This window comes from Tanticharoenia sakaeratensis NBRC 103193 (genome assembly GCF_000963885.1).
In the GTDB taxonomy this organism is placed as follows: Bacteria; Pseudomonadota; Alphaproteobacteria; order Acetobacterales; family Acetobacteraceae; genus Tanticharoenia; species Tanticharoenia sakaeratensis.
Window position 1 is genome coordinate 20,287 of record NZ_BALE01000004.1, and the last position, 17,399, is coordinate 37,685.

13 protein-coding genes are annotated in these 17,399 nt (G+C 64.0%); 7 read left to right on the forward strand and 6 right to left on the reverse strand.

Annotated features, from left to right (window positions below; genetic code table 11):
• Window positions 1-17 precede the first annotated feature (17 nt).
• A complete protein-coding gene (locus tag B8446_RS01355; protein ID WP_048846445.1) occupies window positions 18-2,138 on the forward strand; it encodes a S9 family peptidase in 2,121 nt (706 codons plus the stop codon).
• A gap of 8 nt (window positions 2,139-2,146) precedes the next feature.
• Here B8446_RS01355 and B8446_RS01360 read toward each other — a convergent pair whose 3' ends face one another.
• Complete coding sequence (locus tag B8446_RS01360) at window positions 2,147-2,596, reverse strand: hypothetical protein (RefSeq protein WP_048846447.1); 450 nt, start codon at window positions 2,594-2,596, stop codon at window positions 2,147-2,149.
• A gap of 617 nt (window positions 2,597-3,213) precedes the next feature.
• Window positions 3,214-4,278 (reverse strand): 2OG-Fe(II) oxygenase family protein, encoded by a 1,065-nt coding sequence (locus B8446_RS01365; protein ID WP_048846450.1) that lies wholly within the window; start codon window positions 4,276-4,278, stop codon window positions 3,214-3,216.
• A gap of 480 nt (window positions 4,279-4,758) precedes the next feature.
• Between B8446_RS01365 and B8446_RS01370 the strand changes: the two genes are divergently transcribed.
• Window positions 4,759-6,318 carry a Hint domain-containing protein gene (locus B8446_RS01370; RefSeq protein WP_048846452.1) on the forward strand — a complete coding sequence of 520 codons (1,560 nt, stop codon included), beginning with the start codon at window positions 4,759-4,761 and terminating at the stop codon, window positions 6,316-6,318.
• 102 nt (window positions 6,319-6,420) lie between these two features.
• Here B8446_RS01370 and B8446_RS01375 read toward each other — a convergent pair whose 3' ends face one another.
• The gene (locus tag B8446_RS01375; protein WP_048846455.1) at window positions 6,421-7,104 is read right to left on the reverse strand and encodes an extensin-like domain-containing protein; all 684 of its coding nucleotides are present in this window, start codon (window positions 7,102-7,104) and stop codon (window positions 6,421-6,423) included.
• Window positions 7,101-8,039, reverse strand: a complete 939-nt coding sequence (locus B8446_RS01380; protein ID WP_048846456.1) for a LysR substrate-binding domain-containing protein — start codon at window positions 8,037-8,039, stop codon at window positions 7,101-7,103. Before B8446_RS01380 ends, B8446_RS01375 begins: the two co-directional genes overlap by 4 nt.
• A 200-nt stretch (window positions 8,040-8,239) precedes the next feature.
• On the opposite strand from B8446_RS01380, the gene ahpC reads away from it, so the two are divergent.
• The 3 genes from ahpC (at window position 8,240) to B8446_RS01395 (ending at window position 11,745) form a co-directional block, all read left to right on the forward strand.
• Window positions 8,240-8,803 carry an alkyl hydroperoxide reductase subunit C gene (ahpC, locus tag B8446_RS01385; RefSeq protein WP_048846458.1) on the forward strand — a complete coding sequence of 188 codons (564 nt, stop codon included), beginning with the start codon at window positions 8,240-8,242 and terminating at the stop codon, window positions 8,801-8,803.
• A gap of 193 nt (window positions 8,804-8,996) precedes the next feature.
• On the forward strand, window positions 8,997-10,580 hold the full coding sequence (gene ahpF, locus B8446_RS01390) for an alkyl hydroperoxide reductase subunit F (RefSeq protein ID WP_048846461.1): 1,584 nt from the start codon (window positions 8,997-8,999) through the stop codon (window positions 10,578-10,580).
• Between the two features lie 88 nt (window positions 10,581-10,668).
• Window positions 10,669-11,745, forward strand: a complete 1,077-nt coding sequence (locus tag B8446_RS01395; protein WP_048846462.1) for a DNA topoisomerase IB — start codon at window positions 10,669-10,671, stop codon at window positions 11,743-11,745.
• A gap of 345 nt (window positions 11,746-12,090) precedes the next feature.
• Here the strand turns inward: B8446_RS01395 and dps are convergent, their stop codons facing one another.
• Both dps and B8446_RS01405 read right to left on the reverse strand, forming a co-directional pair.
• Window positions 12,091-12,621 carry a DNA starvation/stationary phase protection protein Dps gene (gene dps / locus B8446_RS01400; RefSeq protein ID WP_048846464.1) on the reverse strand — a complete coding sequence of 177 codons (531 nt, stop codon included), beginning with the start codon at window positions 12,619-12,621 and terminating at the stop codon, window positions 12,091-12,093.
• Window positions 12,622-12,743: 122 nt separating this feature from the next.
• Window positions 12,744-15,248: a glycosyltransferase family 2 protein gene (locus B8446_RS01405; protein ID WP_048846466.1), complete on the reverse strand. Its 2,505-nt coding sequence runs from the start codon at window positions 15,246-15,248 to the stop codon at window positions 12,744-12,746.
• Between the two features lie 85 nt (window positions 15,249-15,333).
• On the opposite strand from B8446_RS01405, the gene B8446_RS01410 reads away from it, so the two are divergent.
• The gene (locus B8446_RS01410; RefSeq protein WP_158507506.1) at window positions 15,334-16,335 is read left to right on the forward strand and encodes a glycosyltransferase family 2 protein; all 1,002 of its coding nucleotides are present in this window, start codon (window positions 15,334-15,336) and stop codon (window positions 16,333-16,335) included.
• A gap of 113 nt (window positions 16,336-16,448) precedes the next feature.
• Window positions 16,449-17,396, forward strand: a complete 948-nt coding sequence (pstC, locus tag B8446_RS01415) for a phosphate ABC transporter permease subunit PstC (protein WP_048846469.1) — start codon at window positions 16,449-16,451, stop codon at window positions 17,394-17,396.
• Window positions 17,397-17,399 lie beyond the last annotated feature (3 nt).

Below are 17,399 nucleotides of genomic sequence, written 5' to 3' on the forward strand. Positions count from 1 at the left end.
TTCGGAAAGATCCGTCCATGACTGCTCCGACACTGCCGCAGGCGCACCGCGACCTTAAGGACATCACGCAGCTGGGGCGCAGGCGGACGGATCCTTACGCCTGGATGAAGGACGAGAACTGGCAGAAGGTGCTGCGCGACCCCGCGGCACTCAGGCCGGACATCGCGGCCCATCTGACGGCGGAAAACGCCTACGCGGATGCAACGCTCGAAGGACTTGCGGACCTCCGCAAGGCCCTGGTCGGGGAAATGGTCGGGCGCATCAAGGAAGTCGACGAATCGCTGCCCAGTCCGGACGGCGCGTTCGAATACCTTACCCGGTTCACGGCCGGAGCCCAGCATCCGATCCGCGTGCGCAGATCCCGTGGCGGCGGCCCGGAGGAGACCCTGCTCGACGCCGAAGCCCGCGCTCAGGGGCATGACTATTACGCGGTCGCGGCAGCACGGCACGCGCCCGATCACAGCCTCTATGCGCATGCCGAAGATGCGCAGGGCTCGGAAGTGTACCGGATCTTCGTGCGCGATCTGCAGACCGGCGAGATGCTGGGAGAGCCGGTGGAAAGCACGGCGGGCAGCTTCGTGTTCTCGCCAGACAGCCAGTGGCTGTTCTGGATCTATCGCGACGACAACGGCCGGCCGTCACGGATCTATCGCAGGCCCGCACGCGGCGGCGAAGACGTGCTCGTGCATGAGGAGCCGGACCAGGGATTCTTTCTTCAGATCTCGGTCAGTGCCTCCCGCGCGTTCATCATGATCGAACGCGGAGATCACGACACCAACGAGACGCTGCTGATTCCGGCGGACGAACCGACGGCGCGGCCGCAGGTCGCAGCCCCGATGGTGCGCGGCGAACGGTATGGCCTGACGCATTGGGGTGATCGTTTCGTCATCCTGACGAATACCGGCGGTGCGACCGACTTCAAGCTCTGCACGGCGCGTCCTGCCCCGGGTCAGATGCCGACGCGCGACCTGTGGGTGCCTCTGGTCGATCATCTGCCGGGCCATTTCATTCTCGATGTCGTGGCGCTCGAGGATCATCTCGCGTGGGCCGAGCGGTGTGACGGCAATATCCGGATCCTGACCGTCGCGCGGGCCGGGCTGCCGGGCGAGGGGACGGATGCGCGTTCCGTGGCACAGGCAATCGGCGAGGACGAAGCCGCTTTCGCGCTCGAACTCGTGCCGGGGTTCGAATACGCAACGACCACGCTGCGCTATGTCTACGATTCTCCCACCACGCCGCAGCACTGGTATGATCTGGATCTCGCAACCGGTGAGCGCACCCTGTGCAAGGTGCGTGAGATCCCCTCTGGCCACGACCCGGCGCAATACGAAACGCGGCGTCTGTTCGCTACAGCACCCGATGGCGCGCAGGTGCCCATCACGCTGCTGATGCGCAAGAAAACGCCAGCCGACGGGCAGGCACCTCTCCTGCTATACGGATATGGGTCCTATGGCATCGCCATGGACGCGAACTTCAACTCGAGCGTTCTGAGCCTGGTCGATCGGGGCTGGATCCATGCCGTCGCACATGTGCGCGGCGGATCGGACAAGGGATGGGGCTGGTTCCTCGACGGCCGGGGCACAAAAAAGCCCAACACATTCACCGATTTCGTCGCCTGCGCGCGCCATCTGGCTGCGAAGGGCTATGGCAGCGAAGGCCGGATCGTTGCCCATGGTGGATCGGCCGGCGGGCTGCTGATGGGCGCGGTCGCCAATCTGGCACCGGATCTGTTCGCGGGTATCGCGGCACAGGTGCCGTTCGTGGACATGCTGAACACGATGTCGGACGTCAGTCTGCCGCTGACGCCGCCGGAATGGCCGGAATGGGGCAATCCGATCGAGGATCCGGCCGCCTACGACCTGATCGCCAGCTATTCGCCCTATGACAACATCCGTCCTGTTGCGTATCCGCCGATCCTCGCCATGGGCGGCCTGTCAGACCCGCGCGTAACGTATTGGGAGCCGGCGAAGTGGATCGCGCGGCTGCGCGCGGAAGCCACAGGCGGTCCGTTCCTGTGCCGGATCAACATGGGCGCGGGGCACGGTGGATCGTCGGGACGGTTCAAGCGTCTCGAAGAGGTGGCGCTGGTGCAGGCTTTCGCGATCTGGGCCATGGAGCGAGCGCGGCCCGGCGCCTGAGACGCGCGTTATCGCGCGTCGTCGTCATCCTCGTGGCGGCGAAGTTCGCCGCAGGAGGCGGCAAACTTCGGATCGCTGTCGCCCTCGGTGCGGCAGAGGCGGCGCGCATCTGTTCCGCAATACTGCATGGCGTCTTCGAAATTGGAGTCCAGCACGTCGCGCGCAACGGGCAGGTCCTGATCCTTCGTCCGCTTTTCCTCGTAGGTGATCTGGTCCTGGGTCTTGTGAAGGTCGCGCAGCGCGGACACGCAAGCCTGGCTGGCCGCATCCGGCTTGACCTGCAGGACCGCGAGGTCACGCGCGAGAACCTTCGCGACACCGGCCGTCATCTGCTGGGTGGTGTCGTGCGGATCGTCCTCCTGCGCAAGAGCCGCCCGCCCGGACAGGCCAAGGCATGCGGCGGCACAGGACAGGAGGGCCAGTTGTCTGGCAGCGGTGCGGAGGGCAAGCGTCGTCATGGCGCGATCAGGGATACCGCATCGCCGCGAATATTGGAAAGAGGCAGCGACGGCCGAGGCTTCACGGCACCGCGAAGCCGGGCGGCGCACGCGGCGACGCGGGTCCGAAGGGAGCTCCTGGGGTTGCTGGTCCCACGCAAGGCCATCGGTGTCTGAGTGCGTGAAGTCCGTGTTTCCGGCAGGCCGAAACGCGGTCCGGATGGCGTGTCGCCCGGATACCCTCATACCGGGGACTTCGCTCCCAATGATCGCAAGGTGTGCCGGACGCTACACAGGTCCCGATCTATCGAGCCTCAGTTCTGTCGTGGCACCTGACAGGGGGCCGTGAACGGATCCTCTATCACGCCCGATCGGCAAGCGAAGACGCCGGGTTTTCCACGAATGGCTCGTGGATGTGCCGTCACCGGCAGAGCATCGGGAAGGCGGAGAGCTGTGAAAAGCGATGACGAAGGCTCGCGAAACTTGAAGTCGGAGATGAGAAATTTTCGTAACGGTCAGCGACGGTGATCTCTTTCCGCAGGACGCCAGCGACATTTGAAGCCATGCGTCCCGGAACACTCGCTTTGCGATGATGCACGACGCCGACGTGTCATCTCGTCGCATTTTTATGCGTCGGCCTATGCCGGGCGTTTTTCAGACTGAATGCGGTCCCAGTTGCGGCGCCGCAGGGCGGCAGCGGTTTCGTCATAGGCAAAGGTCAGGCAGGCGAAGCGCGCGCCTTGTTCCACCGGTTCGACCCGATGCAGGAGGCCGCATGAAAAGACGGCCGCGCCACCTGCCGGCGGGCGGAACCGTTTGGGACCGTATTCTGGAAAGACGAGTTCCCCGCCCGCAAATTGGTCGTTCAGGTTGATCGAGATCGCGAACTGCCGGTGTTCGGTCGCCAGCATCGTGTTGTCGCGGTGCGCACCGAACCGGCCGCGTTCGCGCCCGTCGTAGCTCGCGACGATGACGCGCTCCAGATAGCCCGCGCGGGACTGGAACACGCGGCCGATCTCCGGGACGATCCGGCGCAGGATGCGCGCCCGTGCCCCGTCCAGCAGGGTCTCGTCCTCGAGAATGCAATCGCGCCGGCGCTTGAAACCGGAGTCCATCGCGCGTGCGGTCTGTCCGCCCACGGTCTCGGTAAAGACGCCCGAATGCTGAAAGCCACGCGTATGATATTCGGTGATCAGCGCGTCGCAGAACGCAGGCTCGAATACGTCCGACATGATGATGGCCGGGATCGTCGGCGCCTCCGGCCTGTCGCCGAACGCCGGCACGCGTGCGAGCAGGTCCAGCACCATGTCTGTCTCAACGTCCGAGCCGCCGAGCACCGCCACGACATGCAGGGTCGGATCCAGAACCACCCAGTATGCTCCGTGTCCGTCATAGCCATAGGCGTGCGCGGCCCGGCGATCAGCGTCGAAGAGATGAAACAGGCCGGGTTGCGCCGGATCGGGTGCCAGGCCCGCGCCCGCCCCGTCGGGTGTCAGGGTGAAGATCAGGCGGCTGACCGCATCGGCCAGACCGGGGTGACGCGCGATCCGGGCGATTGCGGGGGCGGCCGACGCCGCATCATGCGTCAGAAGAACGGCGACAAAGCGGCCGCCTGCCTTGTCGAAATGATAAGGCCCGGAAGGATCCGAGCACGGAAGGACCAGCCACGGCGCCGGATCTCCGACCTGAATGCCGATCGTCATGAGTACGGCCTCCCGAACATCCTCCGTGAGACGACAATCGTACAGCACACATGCGGTGGTGACAAACAATCCCATGCGCACCGAAATTCGTCGCAACAGAATCATTAAAAAAGGTAAAAACCACTATTGGTATGTAACAAAATACGTATATAGTGTTAATTATGTTTCGGTCGGGTCATAAAGCAGCGAAAAATCGGCATGTTCCGGCGATCTAGTCGGAAATATTCCGTTAACGCGGCCTGAAAACGCGAAAACGGCTCAGCTGCGCGGGCGGGCCACGTATCTGTTCAGTCCATCCGGCGGCGGGCGTCTTCGCAGCCCTTAGGGAGATCTGTTTCCATGGCAACTACATCAAGCGGCTCGACATTCAGCGGGACCGTCGGTCCCGGCCAAAGCCAAACGATTCTCTCTGGTGGGCACGTCAATTCTGCGACGGTGTCCGGCGGCAGCGCCACGATGACAGTGTCGTCCGGTGCAAGCTTGTACAACACAACCATCGCTGCGGGCGGAACGGTCACGTTGTATGCCGGAAACGGCAATCCGGCGGCGAACGCGGCAGGTGGCAACACGATCAGTTCCGGCGGCACGCTGATCGTCGGGTCCGGCGGCAATACGAGCTCCGACACGATCCTTTCCGGTGGTGTTGTCAGCTTCACGAGCGGAGCTTACGACACATACGGTGGCGAAACCGTGTCTTACGGCGGTCGTGTCATTTTCGGCTATGGCGCGCAGCTGAGTGGAACGGCCGCAACGGTCAGCTCAGGTGGCACGGTCGAAATCGTCAACGGCGTCAATTATGGCTCGTCGGGTGTGGTCAACATCCTGGAAGGCGGCGTTGTCGACTTCAACGCCATCAAGTACAGCGCCGGAAATACCTATTCTGGTGTCGTGAGCGGAAACCGGCTTGCTGCCTACGTCAACGGTGGCTTCACCGCTTACATCTATCTCTCCACGAGTGCTTATAACGGGCAGACGTTCTCGGGCAGCGTTGACGCCTATGACGGCGGGCTGGACATCACGATCTGCTATCTCGGCGGCACGATGATCCGCATGGCCGACGACAGCGAAACCGCGGTCGAGGACATTGCGATCGGCGACAGCGTCCAGACATTCGTGGACGGGGCCGAGACCGCGCAGGCGGTGACGTGGGTCGGCGCCAAGCGTCAGATCGTGCGCGCTGGCGTCCCGGATGATCAGGCAGGCTATCCCGTTCGTGTCCGGATGGGCGCGCTCAGCGATGGCGTGCCGCACAAGGACCTTCTCGTGACGGCCGATCATTGCCTGTATCTCGATGGCGCGTTCGTGCCGGTCCGGATGCTCGTCAATGGCGGGTCGATCGATTACGACCGCTCGATCACGGATTACACGTACTATCACGTCGAAACCGAACGCCATGCCATCATCTCGGCCGATGGCGCGCTGGCCGAGACCTATCTCGACACCGGCAATCGCCATGGATTCTCCCAGCCCGGCCAGATCGTCGTGCTCAACTCGCGGTCGCTCGACTGGCACCGGGACGCGGCAGCGCCGTTGTGCGTAGATCAGGCGTTCGTCGAGCCGCTTCATGCCCGTCTTGCGCAGCGCAGTGGCACGGTGTCCGCGAGCCCGGTGACGCAGGCCGACCCGGAGCTGCATCTCGTCACCAACGACGGCCGCACGATCCGCGCACACCGCCAGGCTGGCCGGCATGTCCTGTTCATGCTGCCCGCGGGCACGACGGGCGTGCATCTGCGCTCCCGCACCGCCCGTCCGTGCGACACGGTCGGTCCGTTCGTGGATGACCGCCGGGATCTCGGTGTGCTGGTCGGCGCGGTGACGCTCTGGTCCGGCGATGAAAGCCGCGCCGTCGATACGCATCTGACAGGCGATCATGACGGCTGGGCCGGGCGCGAGCCGGGTGCGCACCGCTGGACGACGGGAGACGCCTTCCTTCCGCTCGAGGAAAGCATGCGCGACGGCGCGCTGCTCAGCGTCGAAGTGCAGGCGGGCGGTCCGTATCTGGTTGAAGTTAATCAGGACGACGTGCGCAACGTCGCCTGATCACGGGCCGCATATCGCGGGGTTTGGGACGGCCGGGTGCAGTGCACCCGGCTGTTTCCGTTTGCGGCATGATTCAAATCACGTGCATCGAGTCGCGCAACCTTATCGGCACAATCCGAAACCGCCGGCCTGAAGATGCAGATGGTTGGCATGCAGGCTGTCATAGTCCGGCGAAAGGACGATCCCGAACAGGGAACAGGCCCGGTCGCGCAGGTCATGCAGGAAAGCGGCATCCGCATCATGGCCCCGCCAGTGAGAGACGGGGATCGTCCGGCCGGTGGAGAGGACGAATGCGCTGACGTCGATCGCATTCGCGCGGGCGTGGGCGCTGAGCCGGCCCGGCTCGTTGCGGACATCGCGACAGGCGTAGGTCCCAAGGTGGTCGATCCGGACGAGATCGCTGCCGAAATGCGCACGGGCAAGCGGACGTGCCACATCGGTCTCGAACATGACCCACGAGACCGCCAGCGGACAGGATGCGAGAAAGCTCGATGGTGCGGTCGTGACAGGACCGCCACTGACGCGAACCGCATCCGTGACGGGGCATGCGCCGCGGGCAAGCCCTGGCGCCGGCACGATCGGGGCGGACGCCGTTGCCAGCGCTGCGCGACACAGCGCCGGATCGCGCTGGAGCAGAGCCAGTTTCAGGCGTGTGACGGGCGTGCGCGGGGCCTGCAGGTCGAGTGGCACGGTCGGATCCCATGCCGGCGGAACCCAGCTCCGGTGCAGCGCGATCGCGCCTGCCGTAAGCAGTGCGATCGCGAGCCAGACCCGGCCCCGGATCACGCGGCGGGATCGGCCGGTGTGCAGCCTTCCGGGCAACTGGCGCGCAGGAACCGGGCGAAGTCGCGGAAGACCGGACCGCGCGGATCCGACCGGCGCCACACCAGTCCGATCGTACGGGCCGCGTGGGCATCGAGCTCCCGGATCTCGACCAGATCCGTGAGCTGCGAACGGTTGTTCAATGCGAGGCGGGGGATCAGGGAATAACCCTCTCCGGCCGCAATCATGTGCCAGAGCATCTCGAGGCTTGTCGCCAGGCGCGAGTCGCCATCGTGCCCGACCTGGGCGCCGCAGACCGACAGTGCCTGCTCACGCAGGCAATGCCCGTCTTCAAGCAGGAGCAGTTCCGGGCCGTCGAGACGCTCGAGCGCCAGGGCATCGTGTTCGGCCAGTGCATGGCCCTTCGGAAACACGCCAAGGAACGGCTCGGTGAAGACCGGCTCGCTCACCAGCGTTTCCGAGGCGAGCGGAAGGGCGAGGAGTGCGAGATCGAGTTCGTTCTGGCGCAGCTTCTGAAGCATCGGCCCGGTCATGCTTTCCGTCAGCCGCAAGGCGAGCTGAGGATAGTGCGACCGCAGGCTCGGCAGCAGGCCTGGCACATAATAGGGGCCGAGTGTTGCAATGACCCCGATGCGCAACAGGCCGTCGAGCGGTCCGGTCCGGCTTCGCGCCACTTCGAGCAATGTGCGCGCGGCGGCGAGAACGTCGCGGCCGATGCTGATCAGGCGCGCACCATCCGGCGTGGGCGCAACATGGCGCCGCGACCGCTCGAACAGCGGCACGCCCAGAAGCAGTTCGAGCTTGCGGACCTGTTCCGAAAGCCCGGCCTGGCTGACGCCGCAGCGCTCGGCAGCGCGGGAGAAGTTCCGCAGGTCATCGACGGCAACGACATATTCGATGTCGCGCAGGGAAAGGCCGGAGAGGGGAATATATGCCATGGACCATAAATAATTCCTGTCTATCGATATGCAAAGCATAGTCGTGCCTATGACCCATATCGACAGGAACGATTTCCGTTCTCATGCGATCCGTGGAAGATACGATATCGCAGACGGGGTGAAGGGCAGGGCGTGTCTCGGCCAGGCCTGAAGTGTCCCGTCGCGAGTTGGTCCTACAGGATAGCGAAAAGGAATAACCCGTGCCGCTTATCAATTCCGTTGTGAAGCCGTTCAAGGCCCAGGCCTATCTCGGTGGCAAGTTCATCGAGGTGACCGAAGCCGACCTGAAGGGAAAGTGGTCGGTCGTCTTCTTCTACCCGGCCGACTTCACCTTCGTGTGCCCGACCGAGCTCGAGGACATGGCCGAGAACTACGAGACGTTCAAGTCGCTTGGCGTCGAGGTGTATTCGGTCTCGACCGACACGCATTTCTCGCACAAGGCGTGGCATGACACGTCGCCGGCCATCGGCAAGATCTCCTATCCGATGATCGGCGATCCGACCGGCCAGATCTCGCGCAACTTCGACGTACTGATCGAGGAAGCGGGCCTTGCCGATCGCGGCACGTTCCTGATCGATCCGGACGGCAAGATCCAGTACGTCGAGATCACCGCAGGTGGCATCGGCCGCTCGGCTTCCGAGCTGCTCGACAAGGTCCGTGCGGCCCAGTACGTCGCGGCGCATCCGGGCGAAGTCTGCCCGGCGAAGTGGAAGGAAGGCGAGACGACGCTTTCGCCGTCGCTCGATCTGATCGGCAAGATCTGATCAGGCCGGGTGTTGCGCGGCCTTCGGGCCGCGCAACACCCATCCTTCATACGCCGCAGGCCCGGCAGCGGAAGCGATCTCTCGGTCCCGCTGCCGGACCCGTCGGTTGACGGTGCGCCCGTCCCGACCCGGCTGGTCTCCAGACCAGCCACATCATACGACGCAATTCGCAAAAGCAGGGGACAAGCAATCGATGTTGCAGGATCCGATCAAGTCGCAACTCCGCACGCATTTCGCAAGCCTCGCGCATCCGGTCGAACTGGCCGCCTCCCTCGATGACGGCGCGAAATCCCGTGAACTGCACGAACTCCTGCACGATCTCGCCAGCCTGTCCGACAAGATTTCCGTGGCCGATTATGCCGAGGACGCGCGCCGCCCGTCCTTCGTCGTCCGCCGCCCGGGCGGGGTCGAGGGAATCCGCTTTGCCGGCATCCCGATGGGCCATGAATTCACGTCGCTCATCCTGGCCGTGCTGCAGGTCGGTGGCCACGCGCCGAAGTTCTCAGCGGAACTGGCCGAACAGATCCGCGCGCTGGACGGTGAATACGAGTTCGAAACCTATATCTCGCTGTCCTGCCAGAACTGCCCCGATGTCGTTCAGGCTCTGAACGCCATGACGGTTCTCAACCCGAACATCCGCCACACGATGATCGACGGCGCATTGTTCCAGGACGAGGTCGCGGCGCGCAACATCATGTCCGTGCCGCAGGTTTTCCTGAACGGGCAGCCTTTCGGATCGGGCCGCATGGATGCCGAGGGCATTCTCGTCAAGCTCGACACGGGTGCCACGGCACGTGCGGCGAAGAAGCTGGGCGAGAAGGCGCCGTTCGACGTGCTGGTGCTCGGCGCGGGGCCGGCCGGCGCATCGGGTGCGGTCTATGCCGCGCGCAAGGGCCTGCGGACCGGTATCGTGGCGGAGCGCTTCGGCGGCCAGGTGCTCGATACGATGGCGATCGAGAACTTCATCTCCGTGCCGGAGACGGAAGGACCGAAATTCGCAGCGGCACTCGAAGCTCATGTCCGTCATTATGAAGTCGACATCACGACCGGTCAGCAGGCGACTTCCCTGAAGCCCGCCGTCTCGCGCGGTGGCTTTCATGAAATCACCATGGCGAGCGGCGCGACCCTGCGGACCAAGTCGCTGATTCTCGCGCCGGGCGCGCGGTGGCGCCACATGAACGTGCCGGGCGAGGATTTCTATCGCAACAAGGGCGTCGCCTACTGCCCGCACTGCGACGGTCCGCTGTTCAAGGGCAAGCGGGTCGCCGTGATCGGCGGGGGCAATTCGGGCGTCGAAGCCGCGATCGATCTGGCAGGCATCGTGTCCCATGTCACGCTGCTCGAATTCGCCGATACCCTGCGTGCCGATGAGGTGCTGCAGACCAAGCTGCGTTCGCTGCCCAACGTCCGCATCATCACCGGCGCGCTGACGCAGGAAGTGCTGGGCGACGGGCAGCGCGTGACGGGGCTGACCTATCGCGAGCGTGCGAACGAGCGCGAGCATCGCGTCGAGCTGGAAGGCATCTTCGTGCAGATCGGTCTGGTCCCCAATACGGAGTGGCTCCGCGACACGCTGGCGCTGACCGAGCGGGGCGAGATCGAGGTGGATGCACATGGCGCGACCTCCGTGCCCGGCGTGTTCGCAGCAGGGGACGCGACTACGACGCCCTACAAGCAAATCATCATCGCGACCGGCGATGGTGCGAAGGCGGCGCTTTCCGCATTCGACTACCTGATCCGGCTGCCGGTGGTGAATGCCGACAAGGCAGCTGCCTGAACCCGTAATCCCGAGTGCATGTCGCACTCGGGAAACCCGCCGCCCGTGAGGCGTTTCTTCCGCCGAAGAGCGCGGAAGGGCGGCACGGATGGGCGACGCGGGCAGCGTTGATGCGATAACCCACGCGAAAGCGGCGGGACTACACTATGTCGACCATGCCGGGCCGGGGATTACCCGCAGACGGCACGGTCGGCATTTTTCCTATGTGGACCCGCGTGGTCAGGCGATTTCCGATCCCGACGAGATCGCGCGGCTCAAACGCCTGGCGATCCCGCCGGCCTATCGCGATGTCTGGATCTGTCCCGATCCTGACGGACATCTGCAGGCTGTCGGCCGGGACGCCCGCGGCCGCCTGCAATACCGTTATCATCCGAAATGGCGTCTCGTTCGTGACGAGGACAAGTTCGCGAAGGTCCTGATTTTCGGGGAAGTCCTGCCGAAATTGCGCAGGCGCGTGGACGCCGATCTGCGTTCGCCGGGCCTGGATCGTGAGCGGGTTCTCGCAAGTGTCGTCAGCCTTATGGAAAAGACGTTGGCGCGCGTCGGAAACGACGAATATGCGACCGCCAACAACAGCTTCGGACTGACCACGCTGCGTCATGACCATGCGGATGTGCAGGGGCGTCACCTGACATTCGATTTTCGGGCCAAGCATGGGATTGAACGTCACATCGATCTCAGCGATCCGCGACTGGCACGCGTTATCGGACGCCTTCAGGACCTGTCGGGCCAGCGACTGTTCCAGTATCTGGATGACGAAGGGCAGGCGCATATCATCCACTCGCAGGATGTGAACGCCTATCTGCGGGAAGCGACCGGCGAAGATATCACGGCGAAAGACTTCCGCACCTTCGCTGCGACGCAGCTTGCGGCCTTGGCGCTCGCCTCGTTCGAAGCCGTCGATACGAAGGCGCGGGCAAAGAAAAACCTGCTCAGGACAATCGAGACGGTAGCCGCCAAGCTGGGCAATACGCCTGCCATCTGTCGCAAGAGCTATATCCATCCTGAAGTCATGAATGGCTATCTGGACGGCTCATTGCGCGAAGCTCTCCTGAAACGGGCGGAAAGTGCGCTGGAGGATGCCGATGCATTTTCTCTGGGCGCGGACGAGCTTGCCGTCACGGCATACCTCGCGAGGCGCTTGCGTAAGCGGAAGGCGACCTGATGAACGGGCCGATCGTTTCGCACGGCGCAGGCTGCCATGGAACGGCCCGAAAGACTCCGCCTGCGGCTGCCACCATCTTGCAGAGCGACGGTTGGAAGACCACGGCCGCGGCGAAACGTGGAACTGGCTGAACTGGCTATCGACAGGCGTTGCGGACAATCCCTTGTGATATCGGGTGCGGCCGAACCGCTTTCCCTGAGAGACAGATGTTATCCGCCAACGGGTTTGAACTGGCGCGCCTCGGGCCCCGCGTCGGCCTGTGCGTTCCGAGTGTGGCGCCAATAAAAAACCCCGCATCGTTTGGCACGATGCGGGGTTTTTCAGGGCCGAAACGGCGCAGTGCGATCAGCGCTTGCCGGTGCCGTCACCGTCACGCATTTCGCCGGTCGGCTCCTGCACATGGGCTTCCAAGAACCACAGCTGCTTGTCGAGGCCACGCGACACTTCGGTGAAAATGTCGGCCGTATCCGGATCGCCCGCCTCGTCGGTCACATCGATGGACTGGCGGACAGCGTTGGCGACCGTAGCATAACGATCGATGAGCGCGGAGATGTGGTCCGCAATGCGATAGATGTCGGTCGGATACGGGGTGCAGATCGACTTCTTCGTCACATCCTGCGTCGTGCCGAACGCCGTGCCACCGAGCTGCGTCACGCGCTCGGCCGTGGTGTCGACGAACTCGTCGATGCTGGCGCGGAAGCCGTCCAGCATCTCATGGACGCCGATGAACTGCGGACCCTTGAGGTTCCAGTGTGCCTGCTTGGTGATCAGTGCAAGATCGATCAGATCAGCAAGACGCGCATTCAGCGTCTCGATCGAGACCTTCTTCGCGTTGTCCTGCATATTGTTGCGGGTAACATGTGTCCGCATCGGCATGGTCCATCTCCCAAATTCAAGGGCGGAGCACATCAGACTCCGTCCGAATGCGGTCAATACGCCCTGCGCTGCGGCAGGTTGCTGCATGCCTCACGCAATTGAGACATGCAGCAGGCGCGAAGTCAGAGTGTGTCCGGATCCACCAGATCGAAGAACGGCTGCCGGTCCACCGTGAAGAAGGCCGGATAGGCCGGGTCGCGAACGAAGAGCGGATGCTCGCCCCAGCGGCGCCTCATCGTCTCCGTCTCGAAGAAGAAGCGGGCCTCGTGCTCGGGCGACTGATCCGTGCCGCGTGACAGGCTCTCGTGGTGATAGGCGAGCCACTCGGCGCAGAACACGATCCGATAACCGGCATGTCGGATCTTCAGGCACAGGTCGACGTCGTTATAGGCGACCGTCAGGTCGATCTCGTCGAACCCGCCGACCTCGGCGAAGACGTCGGCACGCACCATCATGGCGGCAGCCGTCACGGCGGTCACTTCGTGGCTCAGCATCGTGCGGCCGATATAACCGTATTCCGTCAGGGGCTGCCCGCGATGGACATGGGCGCCGATCCCGGCCGGCCCGACAGCAACACCCGCATGCTGGATCGTGTCGTTCGGATAGAGCAGCTTGGCCCCCACGGCGCCGATATCGGGTGCGGCCTGAATTTCGCCCAGCGCCGTCTGGATCCAGCCATCCTGTTCCACGAACACGTCATTGTTCATGAACACCAGGTATTTCGCATCCGTGGTCGCGACTGCGAGGTTGTTCAGTCGGGAGTAATTGAACTTTTCCTCGACATCGAGAACGCGCACCTTCGCGGTCTCGCGCATTTCGGCAATGAACGCCTCGGCTTCGCGCGTGACGGACCAGTTGTTGACGAGCAGGATCTCGAAATTACGATATTTCGTGTGTTCCAGCAGCCGCTCGACGCATGTGCGGGTGGTGTCCACCTGGTCCTTGAACGGAATGATGATCGCGACCTTCGGCGCGTTGCGCACCTGCCAGTCGACCCCATAGAGCGTCAGGCCCCGGATCGAGGAGACCTTGGCGCGCAGGCCGCGGCGTTTGAGGTGATCGGCAACGCAGGCGACGCCGGCCTGGATCGCATAGGTCTTCTTCGAGACATCGACCGCCGTCGAATTGGGCGTCTTGCGCCAGTGATAGAGAACTTCCGGCACGTGCACGATCTGCGCCGCCGGGATCGTCTCGCTCACGCGCAGGACGAAATCGTGATCCTGCGCGCCGTCATACGTCTTCGAAAGCGGGCCGACCTCGCGCATCAGCGCCGTCTCGACCATCGTCAGGTGACAGATGTAGTTGCAGCCGAGCAGATAGCGGTAATTGAAATCCGGCTTGAGGTTCGGCTCGAGGAAATAGCCCGCTTGGTCGATCTTGTCCTCGTCCGAATAGAGCATGCGCGCGCCGGTCTTCTGCGCGGCCCGCACCATGACCTCGATCGCGACGTCGACCAGCATGTCGTCATGATCGAAGAAGGCCGTGTAGACGCCCTTGGCGGCATCCATGCCGACATTGGTCGCACCCGAAATGCCGGCGTTTTTGGCCAGCGTGATCAGGCGTATGCGCTTGTCCTGCTCGCAGAACGCGCGGATGCGCGCCGTCGTCTCCTTCGACTTGCCGGCGTCGTCGACGATGATCAGTTCCCAGTTTTCGTAGGTCTGGCCGATCACCGACTGAATCGCGGCCTCGAAATCGGACATCAGCGGCCGATAGGTCGGGCACAGGATCGAGACCAGCGGCCGGTCCGTGAGCGGATCTTCAAGCCGCGCGCGTGCCACCCGCTCGCGCAGGTTGGCGTAATAGCGCCGTGCCCAGCGGTCATAGTCGCCGAGATTGTAGCCGGGCTTCGGGATCGCATCGCGGATTTCCATCCGCAGATTGGCCAACTCGCGATAGAGCCGGTCGATCGTGGACGCGATGTCCACCAGTCTCGCCTCGAGCGCGTCATCCGCGACGGACGTGGTGAACGGGCTCCCGCTGAGCTCGATATTCCAGGGCAATACCTTGAGGGAAAAGGTCTGCGGGCTGGTTCCCTTGAACTGCTGCGGCAGGACGAATTCAAAGCCGCAGTTCGGATCGCAGCCGAGCACGGCTGCGACATCACCGCGATACCGATCCGCGCGGAGCTGCGCCACGCGCGCGCCATTGACGGTGACCGAGACAAGACAGTTGCCGCTCTGGACGCCGGTGCGGGGATGCTTCTGCAGGATCCAGCCGCGCAGGGCACCCTGTTTCACGCCATCCACGAAGCTCTGGAACTGGGGCGTCAGCACGCCGTCGAACGTGCAGGCCTCGGCCGTTTCGAGAGGTGAAGACGACACGACGAACGGGACGATCGAACGATCGGCGAAGCGGATCGCGATCGTATGGGAGCCGCCGTCGAAATAGCGCTCGGGCACCTGGTATTCGAAACCGAGCTTCTCGACGGGCAGCCCGAGCGCAGTCTGCGCGTCGGGGCGCGACTGGCGGCAGGTCACCCGATCGACTTCCTGACCGTCGATCAGGATGTGCAGGCGTGTGGGCACGTCTGCGGATCGGCGGTCGAGTGCCCAGCCCCTGGCGATACCGTTATCGAGCGAATCGAAATATCCCAGGAAGGCACTAGCTGCTGGTTGTTTGGCCATGGGCGTTCGTCGTATTCCGATTCGGGCGCGTGATCTGACACTCATGAGAGTGGACGCATTCCATCAAGGAGGGCAACCGACCAACATGAGTGCGCCCCGACATCCTTGCTCCGTACGTGTGCTCATGATGCAGCGCGACGAAGGGCCGTTGTTGCTGTCCTGGTTCAGTCATTATGCCCGTCTGTTCGGCATGGACAGGCTGACGGTCATGGATAACGGCTCCCGCGACCCGCTGACCCTGCATGTGCTGGCGCAGGCCGAGGCGCGCGGCGCCCTCATCGACAGGCGTCACTCGGGCCCTGAGGATTTCCAGGCGAAAGGCCTGCATTTTGCGCGTGTGATCCGGAGCTGGGATGCGGATCCCGGCATCGCCGGAACCTATGACATGGCGCTGCCGGTTGACTGTGACGAGTTCATTGCAGCCGTCGATGCGGACCGGATTTCGACCGCAACCGAGGCGGTTCACGATGCCCTGGCCGAGGTCGCCCATGAAAAACGGGCCCTGCGTCTCGAACTGTCGCTGTTCAACGTGCCCGACCGTCCGGGCTGGTTCGCGGTCGATCCGGATTTCTGCAAGGGCGCCATCCCCGCAGGCGGCGTCGATCTGATCGACAATGGCCAGCACATGCCCAACTCCGCCCTCGAACCCGGCTTCGCCGCTACGCGACTGACTTACCTGCACTGGCACAACCGCCCCTTCGACGAAATGCGTGAACGGGCCCGACAGAAGATCGGCACGTCCCTGATCGATCCGACCGACGATTCTGATCTCAGGCGCTATGCCATGGTCAGGCAGGCGCCCGGGCGGCATCTGCTGCCCGTGCTGCTGCGCGATGCACAATGGTATCGCGCGCGTTATGACGACTCGCTGCGGCTGTTCGTCCCGGAGGGCGCAGCACCCGGAGGCGCCGCATTGCCCGGCGAGACCGGATCGCCCGTGATCGAGGATCGCCGCGGGCGCCGTACATGGTCCGACACGGCCTATCTCGCGGCGAACAGCGATGTCGCGAACTACCCTCTTGGGCCGCTGCATCATTTCCTGCGATATGGCTGGGCCGAGGGGCGGCTCGAGCGGCCTTCGGCCTGACGGGTCATAAAACTTTCACAGATGGCGGCAATCACGCGCGGTTGTGCGGGCAGTGACCAGTCGCTAGAGCCGGAACCGATCATGATCACTCTCCTGCAAGCCGGGGCCATGCCTTGACCCACGACCGCGATGCCTCGTCGCTCGGCCGCCATTCCCGGTCGGATCAGATCTTCCAGATCCTGCTGGCCTGCTGCGCGGCAGCGGTCCTGCTGACGCTGGGCGGCCTCGTCCTGACCATGGCCTTCGGCGGTACGCGCGCCTTCGAGACATTCGGTCCGGGATTCGTCTGGCACAACGTCTGGAACCCCGTCTCCAATACCTACGGCGCGCTCGCCCCGCTGTTCGGCACGCTGATCACGACCATCATCGGCGTCGCGCTGGCACTCCCGCTCGCCTTCGGGACCGCGTTCTGGCTGACGACGATGGCACCGCCGCGGATCGGCGAGATCGTCGGCACCGCTGTCCAGCTTCTGGCCGCGGTGCCTTCGATCATCTTCGGCATGTGGGGCCTGTTCGTCATCAAGCCCATCATGGCGCGCGACATCCAGCCGTTCCTGACCCACCATCTGGGGCATGTGCCCGTCGTGCGGCAGATCGTCCATGGCGCACCGTTCGGCTACGGCCTCATGACGGGCGGCATCGTCCTTGCCGTGATGATCACGCCGTTCATTGCAGCCGTCATGCGCGACGTCTTCATGGCGACCCCGCCCATGCTGCGCGAGAGCGCGTTCGGGCTGGGGGCCACGCGATGGGAAGTCATGCGGCAGGTGACACTTCCCTGGTCGCGGGCCGGCGTCATAGGCGGCATCGTGCTCGGCATGGGACGCGCGCTTGGCGAGACGATGGCCGTCACGTTCGTCATCGGTGATTCCAACCGGATCGGCTGGTCGCTGTTCGCCCCGGCCAACACGGTCGCATCCCTGATCGCGCTCGAATTTCCCGAAAGCCCGGCCGGCAGCATCAAGCTCGCCTCCCTGCTGGCGCTCGGCTTCATCCTGATGCTGCTGTCGTTCGCAAGTCTCGCCGTCGCACGACTGCTCCTGCGGGAGCGCACGGCGTGAGTG

Coding starts and splice junctions, on each gene's coding strand:
- dps (WP_048846464.1), bottom strand. CDS start 12,621: ATGCCGATGCGGACACATGTTACCCGCAACAATATGCAGGACAACGCG.
- B8446_RS01380 (WP_048846456.1), bottom strand. CDS start 8,039: ATGGCATATATTCCCCTCTCCGGCCTTTCCCTGCGCGACATCGAATAT.
- B8446_RS01365 (WP_048846450.1), bottom strand. CDS start 4,278: ATGACGATCGGCATTCAGGTCGGAGATCCGGCGCCGTGGCTGGTCCTT.
- B8446_RS01395 (WP_048846462.1), top strand. CDS start 10,669: ATGGGCGACGCGGGCAGCGTTGATGCGATAACCCACGCGAAAGCGGCG.
- ahpF (WP_048846461.1), top strand. CDS start 8,997: ATGTTGCAGGATCCGATCAAGTCGCAACTCCGCACGCATTTCGCAAGC.
- B8446_RS01405 (WP_048846466.1), bottom strand. CDS start 15,248: ATGGCCAAACAACCAGCAGCTAGTGCCTTCCTGGGATATTTCGATTCG.
- B8446_RS01410 (WP_158507506.1), top strand. CDS start 15,334: ATGAGTGCGCCCCGACATCCTTGCTCCGTACGTGTGCTCATGATGCAG.
- B8446_RS01360 (WP_048846447.1), bottom strand. CDS start 2,596: ATGACGACGCTTGCCCTCCGCACCGCTGCCAGACAACTGGCCCTCCTG.
- B8446_RS01355 (WP_048846445.1), top strand. CDS start 18: ATGACTGCTCCGACACTGCCGCAGGCGCACCGCGACCTTAAGGACATC.